The 16,064-nt window shown below is 69.3% G+C and carries 16 protein-coding genes; 5 read left to right on the forward strand and 11 right to left on the reverse strand.

Annotated features, from left to right (window positions below; genetic code table 11):
• Window positions 1-43: 43 nt before the first annotated feature.
• The 8 genes from N5095_RS12665 to N5095_RS12700 form a co-directional block, all read right to left on the reverse strand.
• Window positions 44-505, reverse strand: a complete 462-nt coding sequence (locus N5095_RS12665; RefSeq protein WP_267623249.1) for a NuoI/complex I 23 kDa subunit family protein — start codon at window positions 503-505, stop codon at window positions 44-46.
• Complete coding sequence (locus tag N5095_RS12670) at window positions 505-1,761, reverse strand: complex I subunit 1/NuoH family protein (protein ID WP_267623250.1); 1,257 nt, start codon at window positions 1,759-1,761, stop codon at window positions 505-507. Before N5095_RS12670 ends, N5095_RS12665 begins: the two co-directional genes overlap by 1 nt.
• Entirely contained in the window at window positions 1,758-3,485 is a 1,728-nt protein-coding gene (locus N5095_RS12675) for an NADH-quinone oxidoreductase subunit D (protein ID WP_267623251.1), read from the reverse strand. Before N5095_RS12675 ends, N5095_RS12670 begins: the two co-directional genes overlap by 4 nt.
• Window positions 3,482-4,183: an NADH-quinone oxidoreductase subunit B gene (locus N5095_RS12680; RefSeq protein ID WP_267623252.1), complete on the reverse strand. Its 702-nt coding sequence runs from the start codon at window positions 4,181-4,183 to the stop codon at window positions 3,482-3,484. The genes N5095_RS12675 and N5095_RS12680 overlap by 4 nt, the downstream gene beginning before the upstream one ends.
• The gene (locus N5095_RS12685) at window positions 4,180-4,593 is read right to left on the reverse strand and encodes an NADH-quinone oxidoreductase subunit A (RefSeq protein WP_267623253.1); all 414 of its coding nucleotides are present in this window, start codon (window positions 4,591-4,593) and stop codon (window positions 4,180-4,182) included. Before N5095_RS12685 ends, N5095_RS12680 begins: the two co-directional genes overlap by 4 nt.
• A gap of 252 nt (window positions 4,594-4,845) precedes the next feature.
• The gene (gene purE, locus N5095_RS12690; RefSeq protein WP_267623254.1) at window positions 4,846-5,460 is read right to left on the reverse strand and encodes a 5-(carboxyamino)imidazole ribonucleotide mutase; all 615 of its coding nucleotides are present in this window, start codon (window positions 5,458-5,460) and stop codon (window positions 4,846-4,848) included.
• Between the two features lie 140 nt (window positions 5,461-5,600).
• Window positions 5,601-6,827 carry a 5-(carboxyamino)imidazole ribonucleotide synthase gene (locus tag N5095_RS12695; protein ID WP_267623255.1) on the reverse strand — a complete coding sequence of 409 codons (1,227 nt, stop codon included), beginning with the start codon at window positions 6,825-6,827 and terminating at the stop codon, window positions 5,601-5,603.
• A gap of 274 nt (window positions 6,828-7,101) precedes the next feature.
• On the reverse strand, window positions 7,102-9,147 hold the full coding sequence (locus tag N5095_RS12700) for a flippase activity-associated protein Agl23 (protein ID WP_267623256.1): 2,046 nt from the start codon (window positions 9,145-9,147) through the stop codon (window positions 7,102-7,104).
• A 164-nt stretch (window positions 9,148-9,311) separates the two neighbouring features.
• Here N5095_RS12700 and N5095_RS12705 point away from each other — a divergent pair, with 164 nt between their 5' ends.
• The 4 genes from N5095_RS12705 (at window position 9,312) to N5095_RS12720 (ending at window position 12,401) form a co-directional block, all read left to right on the forward strand.
• Window positions 9,312-9,950: a hypothetical protein gene (locus tag N5095_RS12705; protein ID WP_267623257.1), complete on the forward strand. Its 639-nt coding sequence runs from the start codon at window positions 9,312-9,314 to the stop codon at window positions 9,948-9,950.
• A gap of 476 nt (window positions 9,951-10,426) precedes the next feature.
• Window positions 10,427-10,714 (forward strand): hypothetical protein, encoded by a 288-nt coding sequence (locus tag N5095_RS12710; RefSeq protein WP_267623258.1) that lies wholly within the window; start codon window positions 10,427-10,429, stop codon window positions 10,712-10,714.
• A 131-nt stretch (window positions 10,715-10,845) separates the two neighbouring features.
• Window positions 10,846-11,250, forward strand: a complete 405-nt coding sequence (gene ribH / locus N5095_RS12715; RefSeq protein WP_267623259.1) for a 6,7-dimethyl-8-ribityllumazine synthase — start codon at window positions 10,846-10,848, stop codon at window positions 11,248-11,250.
• The gene (locus N5095_RS12720) at window positions 11,247-12,401 is read left to right on the forward strand and encodes a pyridoxal phosphate-dependent aminotransferase (protein ID WP_267623260.1); all 1,155 of its coding nucleotides are present in this window, start codon (window positions 11,247-11,249) and stop codon (window positions 12,399-12,401) included. The genes ribH and N5095_RS12720 overlap by 4 nt, the downstream gene beginning before the upstream one ends.
• Before the next feature lie 24 nt (window positions 12,402-12,425).
• Here N5095_RS12720 and N5095_RS12725 read toward each other — a convergent pair whose 3' ends face one another.
• The 3 genes from N5095_RS12725 to N5095_RS12735 form a co-directional block, all read right to left on the reverse strand.
• Complete coding sequence (locus tag N5095_RS12725) at window positions 12,426-12,764, reverse strand: hypothetical protein (protein ID WP_267623261.1); 339 nt, start codon at window positions 12,762-12,764, stop codon at window positions 12,426-12,428.
• 89 nt (window positions 12,765-12,853) lie between these two features.
• Window positions 12,854-13,228 (reverse strand): AzlD domain-containing protein, encoded by a 375-nt coding sequence (locus N5095_RS12730; protein WP_267623262.1) that lies wholly within the window; start codon window positions 13,226-13,228, stop codon window positions 12,854-12,856.
• Window positions 13,225-14,007, reverse strand: coding sequence for an AzlC family ABC transporter permease (locus tag N5095_RS12735; RefSeq protein ID WP_390203443.1), 783 nt, complete (start codon window positions 14,005-14,007; stop codon window positions 13,225-13,227). The genes N5095_RS12730 and N5095_RS12735 overlap by 4 nt, the downstream gene beginning before the upstream one ends.
• Window positions 14,008-14,211: 204 nt before the next feature.
• Between N5095_RS12735 and pyk the strand changes: the two genes are divergently transcribed.
• Window positions 14,212-15,975 (forward strand): pyruvate kinase, encoded by a 1,764-nt coding sequence (gene pyk, locus N5095_RS12740; protein ID WP_267623264.1) that lies wholly within the window; start codon window positions 14,212-14,214, stop codon window positions 15,973-15,975.
• Window positions 15,976-16,064 lie beyond the last annotated feature (89 nt).

Genomic DNA, 16,064 nt, shown 5'->3' on the forward strand with positions numbered 1-16,064 from the left:
CCCGAGCCGCGCCCCCGAAGGACGCACCCGCCGGTCCCGAGAGTTACTGGTAGTCGACCTCCCCTTCACCCTCGCCGATCCACGCGCCACGGTCGGGGTTCCGGGAGTTGAGCGGGTCGATGTCCTTGTACCACGGTACGTTCTTGAGCTGCTCCTTGTTGTAGACGAACTCGTCTTTCGTGTCCGCGGTGAACTCGAAGTTCTGCGTGAGCAGGATGGCGTCTACGGGGCAGACCTCCTCACAGAGTCGGCAGTAGATACACTGGCCGATGTGGAGGTTGTACTGTTCGCCGTTGCGCGAGCTGTCCGTGACGATCTGGATGGTGTCGTTCGGACAGACGTTCTCACACTGGCGACACCAGATGCAGCGCTCCTGGCTGAACTTGTGGACCCCGCGGAACCGGGGGCTCACCTCGGGTGCGACGTCCGGGTACTCGACCGTGAACGTCTCGCCGTCGAGCGCGTGCTTCAGCGTCGTCGCCATGCCTTTCAAAATTCCGATCATTAGATGATCACTCCCACGATGATGGCCGTGAGCACCAGGTTGGCGAAGGCGAGTTCGAGCATCCCCTTCCAACCGATTTCGATGAGCTGGTCGATGCGGACGCGGGGCACCGCCGACCGGCACCACTGGGTGAACAGGAAGAACGCCCAGATTTTGATGACGAACCAGACGAACCCGGGGATGAACCCGAGCGCCGGGACCGGCGGGGCGGCCCCGCCGAGGAACAGCACGGCCATCAGCGCGCCGCCCAGGAAGATGTGGATGAACTCCCCGAGGTAGAACAGCACGAAGTACACCGAGCTGTACTCGGTCTGGTACCCGGCGACGATTTCGGTCGGCGCCTCCGGAATGTCGAAGGGGTTCCGGCCGATTTCGGCCATGTTCGCCACGAGGAAGAGGACGAACGCGAACGGGTTGACGAACGCGAACCACGAGGGGATCGTCAGCGCGCCGGCCTCGATCAGCGGCTGGCTCTGCACGGCGACGATCTCGCTCATCCGCAGCGTCCCGGTGAAGATGACGACCGACGCGGCCGTCACCACGAGCGGAATCTCGTAGGCGAGGTTCTGCGCGATGGAGCGCAGCCCGCCGAGCATCGAGTACTTGTTGTTCGAGGCGTAGCCGGCCATCACGAGGCCGAGCGAGGCGATGGAGGCCGCCGCGAAGGCGAACACCAGCCCCGTCTCGGGGTCGGCCAACTGGATGCCGCTTCCCATCGGGATGACCGCGAACCCGAGCAGCGCCGAGAACGGCAGGATGATGGGCGCCAGGTCCCACGCCGGGCGGTCAGCGCCCTCGGGGACGATGAGCTCCTTCGACAGGAGCCGGACGGCGTCGGCCACGATGATGAGCAGGCCGAACGGTCCGATACGGTTGACGGCGATGCGGTCCGTGAACGCGGCGGTAATCTTCCGCTTCGCCCACGGGCCGGCGACGGCCGTCATCGTGAGCATCACGTTGGCAATGAGGAACGCACCCAGCAGCGCGGCGACCGCGTCACCCCAGATGCCGAAGCCGTCGAGGCCCAGGAGGCCGGAGATGAGGTCCGGGAGCGGCGTCTCGGAGGTCGGCCCGGCGGCGGTCGCGTTGGTCGCGTTGCCGGCCGTGGCGTTGGTCGCGTTGCCGGCCGTGGCGTTGGTCGCGTTGCCGGCCGTGGCGTTGGTCGCGTTGCCGGCCGTGGCGTTCGTGGCGTTCCCCGTGGCGTTACCGCTGCCGTTCTGCTGGAGGAGTACCGAGGCGAGGTCGACCCCGCTCATCGATCGACGCTCCCCAGCACGATGTCGAGGCTACCGAGGGCCGCGACGAGGTCGGGGATGTACTCCCCGTTGGACATCGGCGCCAACGTGTGCAGGTTGTTGAAACAGCCGGCGCGAATCTTGAAGCGGGCCGGCGTGTCGGTGCCGTCCGAACGGATGTACACGCCCATCTCCCCCTTCGCGGCCTCGACGGCCTTGTACGTCTCCGTGTCGTCGTCGGGACGGATGGTCCGCGGCACGTTGCTCTGGATGGTGCGCTCCTCCTCGGGCCAGTCCTCGAGGAGGTCGATGCACTGCCGGATGATCTTCGCGGACTCCTCGACCTCGCGCAGGCGCACGAGCAGGCGCGAGTAGTTGTCACAGCCGTCCTCGACGGCCACGTCCCAGTCCAGCTCGTCGTAGTAGCCGTACGGGTCGTCCCGACGGAGGTCCATGTCGATGCCGGAAGCCCGGGCGACCGGCCCGGTCGCCCCGTACTGCTTCGCGGTCTCCTTCGGGAGCATCCCCTTGCCGACGGTGCGGAGCTGGAGAATCTCGTTCTGCGAGATGAGGTCGTGGTACTCCTCCAGCGCGCTCGGGAGCTCGTCGAGGAAGTCGCGCACCTTCTCGAACCACTCCTCGCGGGGTTCGGGGAGGTCCCAGACGACCCCGCCGAGCCGGAAGTAGTAGAACATCATCCGCTGCCCGGTGAGGTCCTCGAGAATGTTCTGTACCTTCTCGCGGTCCCGAATCGCGTACATGAAGATGGCGGTGAAGTCGCCGTACACGTCGAGCGCGAACGTCCCCACCGCGAGGAAGTGCCCGAGCATCCGGCCGAACTCCGTCGCCATCGTCCGCAGAACCTGTGCGTACTCCGGCACCTCGAGGTCCGCGAGGTCCTCGATGGCGCGGGCGACCGCCCACTCGTTGGGCATGTTCGCCGTGTAGTCCCACCGGTCGGAGTAGGGGATGATCTGGTAGCGGTAGGTGCCCTGCTGGGCCATCTGCTCCTCACAGCGGTGGAGGTAGCCGATGTCGGGTTCGACGTCGACGACTTGCTCCCCGTCGAGGATGGTCTTCAGGTGGAGCACGCCGTGGGTCGCCGGATGGTGCGGCCCGATGTTGAGGTACATCGTATCCGAGTCCGCCGCGTCGTCGACGGCGCCCGACTCGACCGTGTTCGAGTGTGCGTTGGCACCCGTCCCGGACGCCCGCTGGTCCTCCTCGAGCGGGTTCGCGTGCTCGCGAAGGGTGACGATCTGCGGGCGGTCCTGGTCGTAGTCGAGCGACAGCGGGTGGCCCTGCCACGTCTCCGGCAGCAGGATGCGCCGCAGGTCCGGATGCCCCTCGTAGTCGATGCCGACGAGGTCGTACGCCTCGCGCTCGTGCCAGTCGGCCGTCTTGTAGACGGGTTCGGCCGTCTGGGACACCGGGTTCTGTTTCGAGGTGGGGACCACGACGCTGACCTCGTCCATCGGGTTGTCGTACCGCTTCAGGTGGTAGATGGACTCGTAGCGGTCCTCGTACTCCTGTGCGGTCACACAGGAGAGGAAGTCGTAGCCCGCCTGGTCGCGCAGGTCGAACAGCACGTCCTGCACCTCGTCCGGGCGGATGACGAACGCCGGCGCGTTCTTGTGGTCGTCACGCGAGAGCGCGCGCTCGCCGAGCAGGTCGGCGAGTTCGTCCTCGCGGGAACGACCCTCCAGTGCACCCTGTTGTTCCTTCTCCGGGTCTTCGAGGCTCATGGCGAATCAGCCCAGTTGTACCGCATGACGAGGTCGTCCTCGTTGATCTCCTCCGAGAGCTTGTCGACCACCTCGTCGCGCGGGAGGTCGCCGAACTGCTCCAGTTCGTACGGCTTCACGACGACGGGGCTCGACTCGCCGTTGGCGATGCGCTCCTGAAGCTTGGCGATGCCGTAGACGAGCGCCTCGGGGCGGGGCGGGCAGCCGGGGATGTGGATGTCCACCGGGATGACCTCCTCCGCACCCTTGATGACGTTGTACCCCTCCTGGAACGGCCCGCCGGAGATGGTACACGAGCCCATGCCGACGACGAACTTCGGCTCGGGCATCTGGTCGTACACCCGCTTCATCCGCGGGGCGAACTTCGAGACGATGGTCCCCGGGACGATGATGACGTCGGCCTGTCGCGGCGACGCGCGCGGCACCCCGGCGCCGAAGCGGTCGAGGTCGTGTTTCACCGCGTACGTGTGCATCATCTCGATGCTGCAGCAGGCGATGCCGAACTGCAGCATGAACATCGACGACCCCCGCACCCAGTTCATGAACTTGTCGAACTTCGTGAGGATGAACGGAGAGGAGCCGAACGCTTCGCGAAGCTTCGAGTTGAAGCGGTTGTCCTGCCCCGTAATGCGGGAATCGCGGGTCTCGGTCTGTACTCGTGTGGTGTCTGCGACGAACGTATCTTTGTCGCTGCTCATGATTCTCCCTCTACTTTCCGGCTGGTCGCGCGCGGGCTCTTGACCCACTCGACCGCGCCGTTACGCCACGCCCAGACGAGAGGCATAGTCAAGATCCCGATGAAGAGAAGCATCGGGAAGAGAACTTTCCCGAGCCCGACGCCGCTCTCCAGTGCGGACCGGTAGATGACGGTCCACGGGAAGATGAGGACGGTCTCGATGTCGAAGATGACGAACAACAGCGCAACCATGTAGTACTGGATGTTGAACCGGATGCGCGTCGTCCCCGTCGGAATCTCACCGCTCTCGTAGATGGCGCTCTTTCCTTGTTCGGGTACGCTCGGACGTAGGATGGCCGACACCGCCATCATCCCTAACGGGATGCCGACCCCCATCACCGCCAGAGCCCCGATGGCTATCCATGGATTCATAACCGTAAGTCTCCGTAACGTCCGCCGGTTAGAAGCGCTCCCCTATAAACGTTGATTGTTTCTCGCCCCGCCGAATTCGGATGTTTGAGGGCTTCTCGTGGCCGTTTTCGGGAGGGGTCGGAAAGGAAACCAGTGCTTTATCCTGTTCGGCCGCAGACAGCCGTCTCGACACCGATTTCGGTGACGACAGCGACCCCTGTCGTCATCGGGGCGCCTTGATATGACAGGGCCGACCCGCGACGGCACCGCTCGCTACTCGCGGTCGGCTCGGAACCCCTCGACACCGCGGTCGTGGAGGGCCGCCGAGACTTCGGCCACGTCGCCTCGGAGGTCGTCGTGGGACGCGACGAGTCGCTCGCGGAGGACGTCGTGTTCTCGCGCGAGTACCTGCACCGCCGACAGCGCGGCGTTGAACGACTTGCCGGCGTCGACGGCGACGATGGGCGCCCCGGTCGGCATCCCGATGACCGAGTCGACGGATTTCTCCTGGACCGGGACGCCGATGACGGGCAGCGGGTACGCGAGCGAGGCGGTCATGTTCGGGAGGTCCGCGGACTTCCCGCCCGCGCCGGCGACGAGTACGTCGAGCCCGCGGTCCGCAGCGGTCTCCGCGTACGCGTACATGAGGTCGGGCGTTCGGTGGGCGGAGACGACGTACGTCTCGTAGGTGAACCGCTCCTCGGGCGGGTCCTCGAAGTCGGTCTGTTCGGCGAACCCCAGTTCGTCGAGCGCCTCGTGGGCGCCGCTCATCGCGTCGAGGTCCGAGTCAGAACCCATGATGATTCCCACGTCGGGGGTCGTCTCGGGGTCGCGGTGCTGGTCGGCTTCCGATTCGAGTCTGTCGATGAGGTCGGTGACGGTGGTCATGATTTGTGGGTTCTAGAAGGGCTGGCGACGGCGGTACGGTGATTCCCTACGGAAGCCCCACCCGATGTGGGTCGGCGGCGCGGCCGTCGCTCCGGCGGATTCTCGATGGGGGTCCGTCTCGCCGGCTGGTTCGACGCGCATCAGTCGGTCCGGAACGTCATCCGGTCGCGAACCTCCCGCGCCCGAGCGAGCAGGTCGTCGCGGGCGCTCTCGTCCTCCGGGTCGGCGTCGGCCGTCGCCGTGATGTGGCCCATCTTCCGGAGCGGGCGGGCCTCGCGCTTGCCGTACCAGTGGAGGCTGACGTTCTCGGCGGCGAGCGCGGCGTCGACACCCCGGAGTTCCGCCGTTGTGGGCTCCTCCACGTCGCCGAGGATGTTCGCCGAGACCGTCGGGGCACGCAGGGCGGTCGACCCGAGCGGCCAGCCGAGCACCGCGCGGACGTGCTGTTCGAACTGGGAGGTTCGGGCGCCCTCGATGGTCCAGTGCCCGGAGTTGTGCGGGCGCGGGGCGATTTCGTTGACCAGAATCTCGCCGTCGCTGTCTCGCGGGCCTCGCCCGCTCGACGTTCCCGAGCCGCGTTGTGGCTCGCACTCGAACAGTTCGATGCCGAACACCCCCCGACCGTCGAGCACGGCGAGCACGTCCTCGGCGACTTCGTGGGCGCGCTCTGCGACCGCGTCGCTCGTCCGGGCGGGGGCCACGGTCTCGCGCAGAATCTCCGCCTCGTGCACGTTCTCCCCGAGCGGGAACTGTCGGGTCCCGTTCTCGCCGCGGACGCCGACCACCGACACCTCGCGTTCGAAGTCGATCAGTTCCTCGGCGACCGCGGGGGCGTTTCCGATGTCGGCGAGCGCGGCCTCCGGGTCGTCGCCGGGCTCGACCGGAACGTTCCCCCGACCGTCGTAGCCGCCGGTGCGGGCCTTGAGCATGACGCCGCCGGACGGCGCGAACGCCTCGAGCGCCTCCCGGAGGTCGTCGGCGTCGTCGACGCGGCGGTAGCGGGGGACGGGCACGCCCGCCTCGTCGAGCGTCTGTTTCTCGAGGAGCTTGTCGCCGGTCGTCCGGAGCGCCTCGGGAGAGGGGTGGACCGGGACGTCGTACTCCTCGCGCACGCTCGCGAGCAGGTCGGGGTCCGCGAGCTCGATTTCGAACGTCAGGGCGTCGACGCGCTCGGCCAGCGACCGGACGGCGTCCGCGTCGTCGAACGCCCCGGCGACGGCGTCGGCGACCCGTCCCGCCGGCGGCTCCGGCGTCGGGTCCAGCACGACCACGTCGACTCCGAGCGGCGACGCCGCCTCGGCGAGCATCCGCCCGAGCTGGCCGCCGCCGACCACGCCGAGGGTCGGACCGGGTACGGATATCGTCACGCGCGACGGTACCGGACGAACCTGCATAAGAGTTGCCGTCGGCGACCACTCGATATGCACGTCAATGCATACACTGCAGCCTGAAGCAGCGACGGCTCTGACGGAACCGAACCGGTTCCGAGTGGACTCCGGACCGGCCCCGACCAGAACCGACACCGACTCCGGCTCCGAATCGGCTTCGGGCCGGCTCCGAACCAACTCCGAATCGGCTTCGGGCCGGCTCCGAACCAACTCCGAATCGACTTCGGACCGACTCCGACCGACTTCGGACCGACTACGCCGACGCCGCCCGCCGCGCCGCGACCGCCGAGGGCCGAACGACGTCGGCCGCTCCGGGAGCGGTAGCCACACTCCCGGGAGCGCCGATTACACCCCCGGAGATGGACTGGCGGCCGTCGTCGGGAGCGTCGCGGTCGGTCCGCGTCGACGCCCGCAACGCGGACCGGTCGACGAAGATTACGACGTGCTCCCCCCAGAGCTTGAACCGGTGTTCACGCTTCTCGTACCCCGGGAGGTGCGGTTCGATATCCGACGCGTTCCACCGGTAGGCGACCACGACCGGCGGGGCGTCGTCGAGCACCGCCGCGGTCGAGGCGTTCGGGTGCGAACTCGTCACGTTCGCGCCGTAGGATTCGAAGTACCACGGGATCGGGAGCCGGCTGTGCCAGGCGGGACCGCCGGGTGGCATCCGCTGGAGGCTGGATTCGTCTTTCACGTAGAACAGCGCGTCACTCATGTCGGACCGGTCGCAGGCTCCACCCGCGGGGTTGCAGGTGCCGAAGAACAGCACGTCCTCGCCCGGGTTGGTCCGGGAGACGCGCTCGACGTCCGCCAGCGTCTCCTTCAGGTCGTTCTCGGGCTGGGCCCACTGGAGTAGCTCCTTCTGGTCCTCGCTCGCGGCGTTCACGTAGGTCGCGTTGGCGCCGACGACCCCGACCATCGCGGCGAGAACGACGAGTGCGGCGATACCGGTGCCGACCGCGTCGTCGACGGAGAGCGAACGCCGGGCGACCCGGTAGACGTACCCGCCGCCGACGCCCGCCGGGATGGCGAAGGCGACGACGACGTGCACCGCGGCCCACGGCGCCTGGATGTCGGTCGCGATGGGGTAGCCGACGAGCGAGGCGACGCCCCAGTACATCGAGAACGCGACGAGGTCGCGCGGGCGGTCCTCGCCGTACCCGTCGGCGACGAACCCGATGAGCGCGAACACCAGCAGGACGCCGGAGCCGTACACGAGCGTCTCGACCAGGTCCTTCGCGTAGGGCGCGTAGTCGTGGCTCTGGTGGGTCCCGGACGCCCACGTCGAGTAGAACTTCTCCCACGAGCCGACGGTCGCCGTCTCGAACACCCCGGGCAACTGCGTGGGGTTCGCGAGCGCCGTCCACAGCTCCGGGCGCGGGGCGTAGAAGAAGACAGTGACCGCGAGGAACGCGAGCACGGCCCCGACGGAGTAGACGCCGACGAGGCCGACGCCCGTCCACAGGTCGCCGGCCCACGCCGACAGCCGGCGCCTCGTCCGCCGGAGTTCGCCCGCGAGGACGGCCCTGACGTTCAGGAGCGGCTCCGTCTCGGATTCGGCCTCCCCACCCCAGTCCGCGTCCGCGCTCGGGCCGGCGTCCTCGCCTCCGTCCGGAACCGACGGCGGGGTCGATTCGGCAGCGTGGGTCGGGGACCGACGTGACTCCGACGCCGACCTCGCCTCGCGCGTGCGTCGGACGAGGTAGTGGTCGAAGAGGAGGACGCCCGCGCCGGCGAAACAGGCCAAGTAGAGCAGGCCGTTCTCCTTCGCCGCGAGGCCGGTCGCGAAGGCGGCGCCCGCCGGGACGAAGTAGGCGGGGTTGCGCCGGTCGATGCCGCGGACGACGAAGCCGAGCGCGAACACGGAGAACACGGCGACGATGACGTCGCTGCGCATGAACCGCGAGTAGTAGACGAGCAGGGGGTCGGCGGCGAGAAACAGCGAGAGCGCGACCGTCTCGGCATTTCTGAGCCGGTCACGGAAGAGGAGGGCGGCGAGGGGGAACAGCCCACCGACGACCGCGACGACGAGGCGGGCGCTGAAGTCGGTCGGCGGGAGGACCGTGAACACGTAGTCGTTGACGACCGGGAGGAAGGGTCCGTGGATGATGGGTCGGTAGAAGAACTCCCCGTTCTCGTGGTACCGGAGAATCCAGTAGCCGACCCGACCTTCGTCCCAGTGCATGACTCGCGCGCCGAGGCCGACGAGGCGGACGGCGAGGGCGAGTGCGGCCACCGCGAGCACCCCGAGTGCGGTCGCATCGAGGCCGCCGCGGGAGCCGACTCCGTCGGTTCGCATACCCGGTACCTCCGGACCGACGACTACAACTCTTGTGCTCTGCGTCGGCGAGAGCGGACGGGGATGCGCCTCCGACACCGTCGCGTCGCGCAGACCGCCGTAGCGGCCTCGGACGGCGCTTAGCCGGTGCATAGTAAACCCCGACGCGCCGGAACCGTCGGTGCATGCGAAGACGCCGCCTCCTCGGAGCCCTCGGCGCACTCGTCGGACTGGCCGGCTGTGGTGCCGGTACCGACGGTGGGTCGACGGTCCACACCGTCGGCCCGAACGCGACGAGCGACACCGACGAGGGCGCCGCCGACGCCGGCGCCGAAGGGACGACTGCGGACACGACCGCCACCGCGACCGGGACGGACGGGTCGAGTGGGACAGACGAGACGAGTGGGACGGGCGAATCGAGCGGGACGAACGGGACCGGCGGCGCGGGCACGGGTGACGGGTCGGCTTCCGACGGCGCCGCTGGTGCGAGCGGGAACGGAACGGGGAACGGAACGGGCGGAGGCGGACCCGACGAGAGCGGCGGCGGCCCCGGGAACGGCTCGGGGAGCGGTGCAGGCGGGGGCCCGAACGGCACCGGTGCCGGAGGCGGTACCCGGACCGGGGCGAACGGGACCGGCGCCGCCGACGGTGGTGGGACGAACAACGGGACGACGGGCGACCGGGCGCTCGGCAACGGGACGAGCGACGGAACAGTCGGCAACGGAACGGCCGGTAACGGAACTGGGGGCACCGCCGGAGGGAACGGGACCGGGGACCGGAGCGAAGACGACACCGGGAACGGCTCGAGCGGCGGCGCGTTCTAGTCGGCCGCGGTCGGGGACGGTGTGGGATTCGCCAACAGACATATGCCGACCCCCGCCGTACCGTAGGTTGCAACCTGAGACGTACGCTTCGTCTACGATGGAGCGGTCGTCGGGTTGCGGCATTCCGGCACTCGCCCCCCGGCGGGTGTTTTCGAGCGCGTCACACCCCTCAGATACGTATATATCGATGCCCTTCGTAGAGGACGCCGTCTGCTCAGTCACTGGGCAGACATCGGAATGCCGCAACCCTTCGCGGGGTTTTCCCGAGCGGGGCGGCTTCCGCGGAATGTAGGCAGTTACCGTCCGCCACGCGGGTGGTATCGCGCCTGCACTCTGTCACGGACTCCGAGCCCGTGCGAACGCACGTCTCGTACGCCTCGAGCGATGCGACTGGTCGGTGGATTACTGAGGACTCCCGGACGGTTTCCCGACGACCACCGGAACCGATTCCCACCCCGGCCCCGACTGACGGCACGATGAGTGACCACGACGAGCACGGCACCGGCGAGGACTCGACGGACGTGGACGCTGAAGCGCGCGACCAGGCCGGCGACCTCGAGTCGGTCGCGCTGCCCATCACGGTGTCTGTCGACGTCGCCGAGACCATCCTCGAAGAGCTCGAAGCCGGCCGGTCCGTCGAGGCGGAGCTGGACCCGGAGCTGATGCCGCAGCTCGCGGAGCGAATCCGGTGGCAACTGGCGCACGGCCGACGAATCACGGAGCTCGTGGCCGAGTACGACGACGAGCGCGAATCGGAGGAGTAGGTCGCGAGCGGGTCGGCCCCGGCGGACGGCGAGGGCGAGCCGACCACGCCGGGTCGGCGACCTGTCGCCGACCCGGCATCCGGATTACGGGTATGGAACCTTTCTTTTAGCGGGACCGTGAACCGACGCGCATGGTCGCACTCGGACTGGTGGTCGCGCGCTTCAACGCGTCGGTCACCGAAGAGATGGAAGCATCGGCTCGCGACGCCGCTCAGGACCGCGGCGCCGACGTGGTCGAGACGGTACACGTCCCGGGCGCGTACGACGCCCCGCTCGCCGCGGACCGCCTCGCCCGCCGCGACGACGTCGACGCCGTCGCCGTCGTCGGCGCCATCGTCACCGGCGATACGAACCACGACGAGGTCATCGGACAGGCCGCCGCCGACGCGCTCACGCGAGTGAGCCTCGACCGCGACAAACCGGTCACCTTCGGCGTGAGCGGTCCCGGTCAGAGCGGCGCTGAGGCCCGGGATCGCGTCGGGAAGGGCGCCGAAGCGGTGGACGCCGCCGCCGACCTCACGGAGGCCCTGCCATGAGCTTCGAGTTCGACTTCGCCGAGCGCGTCGAGCGCGTCGAGCCGAGCGCGACGCTCGCCATCAGCAACGCCGCGAACGAACTCCGGGCGCAGGGTGAGGACGTCGTCGACCTCTCGGTCGGCGCCCCCGACTTCCCCACCCCGGAGAACGTCACGCAGGCCGGCAAGGACGCCATGGACGCCGGCCACACCGGCTACACCTCCTCGAACGGCGTCCCCGAACTGAAGGAGGCCATCGCCGAGAAACTGCAGGGTGACGGCGTCGACGCCGCGCCCGGCGAGGTCATCGTCACGCCCGGCGCGAAGCAGGCGCTGTACGAGACGGTCCAGACCCTCGTCGACGACGGGGACGAGGTCGTCCTGTTCGATCCAGCGTGGGTCTCCTACGAGGCGATGGTCAAGCTCGCCGGCGGGTCGCTGAACCGCGTCGACACCGCGCCGTACGACTTCCAGCTCGAACCCGCCCTCGACGACTTCGCGGAGGCCGTCTCCGACGACACCGAACTCGTCGTCGTCAACTCCCCGTCGAACCCGACGGGCGCGGTGTACTCCGACGCGGCCCTCGAAGGCGTGGCCGACCTCGCCGTCGACCACGACTTCGCCGTCATCTCCGACGAGATATACGAGAAAATCACCTACGGCGTCGAGCCGACCAGCCTCGCGACGTTCGACGGGATGAGAGAGCGGACGGTGACCATCAACGGGTTCTCGAAGGCGTACTCGATGACGGGGTGGCGCCTCGGCTACCTCCACGCGCCGGAGGAGCTGATTTCGCAGGCCGGTAAGCTCCACTCGCACTCGGTGTCGTGTGCGACGAACTTCGTCCAGCGCGCGGGCATCGAGGCGCTCCGCAACACCGACGACGCCGTCGAGGAGATGGTCGGCGCCTTCGAGGAGCGCCGGGACCTGCTCGTCGACCGTTTCGGCGACCTCGGCGTCGACGTGGCCGTCCCCGACGGCGCGTTCTACATGATGCTCCCGGTCGACGAGGACGACTCGGCGTGGTGTGAGGAGGTCATCGAGGAGGCCCACGTCGCCACGGTTCCGGGGAGCGCGTTCGGCTCTCCCGGCTACGCGCGCATCTCCTACGCCGCGAGCACCGAACGGCTGAACGAGGCCGTCGACCGCCTCGACGCGGGCGGCTTCTTCTGAGCCGGTAGCTCCCCGTTTTCGACGTCAGCGACCGACCGAGCCGTCGCCGCCGTCGTCGCTCTCGACGGTGGTGTCGCTACCATCGGCACCGACGTCGGCCGTCCGGTCGCCGCCGAGGTCGGTCGTCCGGTCGCTGCCGAGACCGCTACCGTCTCGCCGCCCGACACGGGAGGCGAGCCCGTCGGCCCGCTCGCGCACGCCCCAGGACTCCGAGCCGAGGTCGTCGCGACCCCAGTAGCGGTAGCAGGCGTAGACGAGCAGCGGGATGCCGACGAACTGCGTGACCAGCGGAATCGGGACGAAGAGGACGAGCACGCCGAGCGCTCCGACGGCGAACGTCAGCTTGTCGGGTCGGTGTATCACGTCGACATCGAGACGGGCCGAACGGGTAAACGACGTGGCGGAGTTCGAAACGCGGGGGTCGGGGAGCCGAGAGTAGCGGGCCGACCGACTCAGCCCAGCGCCTGTACGACCCACAGCGCGACCATCCCGACGCCGATGGTCGCGAGCACGTTCTCCGTGCGCCACGCGACCAGCGCCGCGACCGCGCCGGCGACGAGCTTCGGCGTCTCGAAGTCGAGTCCGAGGCCGAGGCGGGACACCGCCACCGGCGCCGAGGCCGGGTCGGCCGACAGAGCGAGAAACGCGGGGGCGACGAGCGCCGCGAGCACCGCGGCGGGGACGAACCTGAGGAGGCCGACGACGCGGTCGGGCACCTCGTCGACCCGGCCGAACAGGAGGACGAACGACAGCCGGAGGGCGAACGTCCCGAGGCCGGCGGCGAGGACGACGAGCCAGATTTCGCCTGCGGTGTAGGAGGTGCTCACCGGCTCTCACCGCCGTTCGTGTGCTCGGCGGCGCCGCCGTCCGTTTCGGGCCGGTCCTCGACGGCCGACCCGCCCTCGACCGTGGGGAACGTCCCCCGCCGGAGTTCGAGGGCCGCCCCGGCGACGACGCCGACCAGCGCGCCGGCGACGAGCCCGAAGTTGAACGGGAGCGGCGCGGCGACGACCCCCACGAGCGCGCCGACGACGGCGGCGACGGCGGTCGCTCGGTCGTCGAGCGCGTGAAAGAGGAGCGCCATGAACGTCAGCGGCACCGCGAACTCGAGCGAGAGCCCGTCGGGGACGCGGGCGCCGAGGAGGGCGCCGAGGACGGTCGTGACCTGCCAGACGACCCAGAGGGTCGCCGCGGCGCCGAAGTAGTACCACCAGCGACTCCGGGTCTCGGGGGTCGTCTCGCCGTACTCGGTGACGGAGAGCGCGTACGCATGGTCGGTGAGGACGTACGCCGCGAGCCACTTCGCCCCCGCCGAGAAACGACGGAAGTGCGGGGCGATGGAGGCGCTGTACATCACCAGCCGGAGGTTGATGACGAGCGCCGTCGCGACCGCGACGACGACGGGCGCGTCCCGTGAGACGAGGTCGATGGCGGCGAGTTGGGAGGCGCCGGCGAAGACGACGACCGACATGGCGACCGTCTGTACGACGGAGAGTCCGGCGTTCACCCCGGCCGCGCCGGCGACGAGCCCGAACGGAGCGATTCCGAGGAGGATGGGGGCGACCGCCCGCGCGCCGGCGAGAAAATCGTCGCGGCCGTCGCTCACCGGCTCCTCCCCGGTGCTCTCTCGCGGCTCCGCCTTCCGCACGTGACCCGTCGTCTGAACACGGCGGTTGTTGGTCGACGCCCGCCATGAACGCCTCGGAGTCGGCTGGACTCGCCACGTCGCTCCCGAGCCACCCCATGAGATATTTACTCGCACAGGCGTAGCACCGCCGGGCTTTTTGAATCGGTGCGCGTACCGCCCGACATGAGAAACGCGAAAATCGTCTGTACGCTCGGGCCCGCCTCGGACGACCGGGGGACGATTCGGGACCTCGTCGACGCCGGCATGTCGGTGGCGCGGCTCAACGCCAGCCACGGGACGCCGGAGCACCGCGCCGAAGTCATCGACCGCATCCGCACCGTCGACGCGGCGACGGAGCCGCCGGTCGCCGCCATGGTCGACCTGCAGGGACCGGAGGTCAGGACCGCACCGCTCGACGAGCCCATCCACCTCGACACCGGCTCCGAGGTGCGCTTCGTCGAGGGCGACGACGCCACCTCCGAGGAGGTCGGCCTCTCGTACTCCATCTCAGCGGCCGAACGGGGCGACCGCATCCTGCTCGACGACGGCCGCATCGAGGCGACCGTCGAGCGCGTCGACGGCGAGACCGTAATCGGTACCGTCGTCTCCGGCGGCGACCTGGGCGGCCGGAAGGGCGTGAACCTCCCGGGCGTCGCGCTCGACATCGACCTCATCACGGAGAAAGACTGGAAGGAACTGGAGGTCGCCGTCGAGAAGGAGGCCGACTTCGTCGCCGCCTCGTTCGTCCGGAGCGCCGAGGACGTGTACGCCATCAGCGACGCGCTCGACGAGCTCGGCGACGGCGGGGTCGACATCCCCATCGTCGCGAAAATCGAGCGCGCCGGCGCCGTCGACAACCTCGACGGCATCGTCGACGCCGCCTACGGCGTGATGGTCGCCCGCGGCGACCTCGGCGTCGAGTGCCCGCTGGAGGACGTGCCGATGATTCAGAAGCGCATCATCCGCAAGTGCGTCGAGACGGGAACGCCCGTCATCACGGCCACGGAGATGCTGGACTCGATGGTCCACGCCCGCCGACCCACCCGCGCGGAGGCCTCAGACGTGGCGAACGCCGTCCTCGACGGCACCGACGCGGTGATGCTCTCCGGCGAGACGGCGGTGGGCGACCACCCCGTCCGCGTCGTCGAGACGATGGACCGCATCGTCCGACAGGTCGAGGACAGCGAGGAGTACTACGAGTCCCGCGAACAGCGCGTCCCGACCGCCGGCGAGGACTCGCGAACGGAAGCGCTCGCGCGTTCCGCCCGCTATCTCGCCCGCGACATCGGGGCGTCGGCGGTCGTCGCCGCCTCCGAGTCCGGCTACACGGCCAGGCGGACCGCGCAGTTCCGTCCGCCGGTGCCGGTCGTGGCGACGACGCCGAACGACCGCGTGCGGCGTCAGCTCACCCTCTCGTGGGGCGTCGCGCCGCGGTACGCCGAGTACGCCGAGGGCGTCGACTCCATCATCGAGGGCGCCGTCGACGCCGCGATGGACGGCGGCGTCGCCGAGAGCGGCGACACGGTCGTCGTGCTCTCGGGGATGATGACCGAACTGGAGGGGACGAACTCGACGAACATGCTGAAGGTCCACGTCGCCGCCGAGTCCATCGCCCACGGGCGGAAGATCGTCGGCGGCCGCGTCGCCGGCCCCGTCTTCCGCTCGACCGACGGCGACCTCTCTGCCGCCCCGAAGGGCGCGCTGCTCGTCCTCCCCGCGGAGTTCGACGGGGAGTTCGACGGCGACGCCCGGAAACTCGGCGGCATCGTCGACGCCCGCGCCGGCATGACGGGCTACCCGGCGCTCGTCGCCCGCGAACTCGACATCCCGATGGTGAGCGGCGCCCCGCTCCCCGACGAACTGCGCGACGGCGAGACCGTCACCCTCGACGCCGAACGCGGCGTCGTCTACGAGGGCGACGTGCTGACGCCGGGCCGGGGCCGGTAGTCGTCGCCGCCGACCACGCGGTGTCGTGTCGGCCGACGCGTCGGTGACCGCGTCGCGAGACCCCGGAATCCCTTTGTCGTCCCCGCGGA

Origin of the sequence: Halobium salinum, from assembly GCF_026586625.1 — an archaeon.
GTDB classification, from domain to species: Archaea; Halobacteriota; Halobacteria; order Halobacteriales; family Haloferacaceae; genus Halobium; species Halobium salinum.

Excerpts from the sequence above, each read along its gene's own strand:
- N5095_RS12665 (WP_267623249.1), bottom strand. The coding sequence starts at position 505 with ATGATCGGAATTTTGAAAGGCATGGCGACGACGCTGAAGCACGCGCTC.
- N5095_RS12670 (WP_267623250.1), bottom strand. The coding sequence starts at position 1,761 with ATGAGCGGGGTCGACCTCGCCTCGGTACTCCTCCAGCAGAACGGCAGC.
- N5095_RS12675 (WP_267623251.1), bottom strand. The coding sequence starts at position 3,485 with ATGAGCCTCGAAGACCCGGAGAAGGAACAACAGGGTGCACTGGAGGGT.
- N5095_RS12680 (WP_267623252.1), bottom strand. The coding sequence starts at position 4,183 with ATGAGCAGCGACAAAGATACGTTCGTCGCAGACACCACACGAGTACAG.
- N5095_RS12685 (WP_267623253.1), bottom strand. The coding sequence starts at position 4,593 with ATGAATCCATGGATAGCCATCGGGGCTCTGGCGGTGATGGGGGTCGGC.
- purE (WP_267623254.1), bottom strand. The coding sequence starts at position 5,460 with ATGACCACCGTCACCGACCTCATCGACAGACTCGAATCGGAAGCCGAC.
- N5095_RS12700 (WP_267623256.1), bottom strand. The coding sequence starts at position 9,147 with ATGCGAACCGACGGAGTCGGCTCCCGCGGCGGCCTCGATGCGACCGCA.
- N5095_RS12705 (WP_267623257.1), top strand. The coding sequence starts at position 9,312 with ATGCGAAGACGCCGCCTCCTCGGAGCCCTCGGCGCACTCGTCGGACTG.
- N5095_RS12710 (WP_267623258.1), top strand. The coding sequence starts at position 10,427 with ATGAGTGACCACGACGAGCACGGCACCGGCGAGGACTCGACGGACGTG.
- ribH (WP_267623259.1), top strand. The coding sequence starts at position 10,846 with ATGGTCGCACTCGGACTGGTGGTCGCGCGCTTCAACGCGTCGGTCACC.
- N5095_RS12720 (WP_267623260.1), top strand. The coding sequence starts at position 11,247 with ATGAGCTTCGAGTTCGACTTCGCCGAGCGCGTCGAGCGCGTCGAGCCG.
- pyk (WP_267623264.1), top strand. The coding sequence starts at position 14,212 with ATGAGAAACGCGAAAATCGTCTGTACGCTCGGGCCCGCCTCGGACGAC.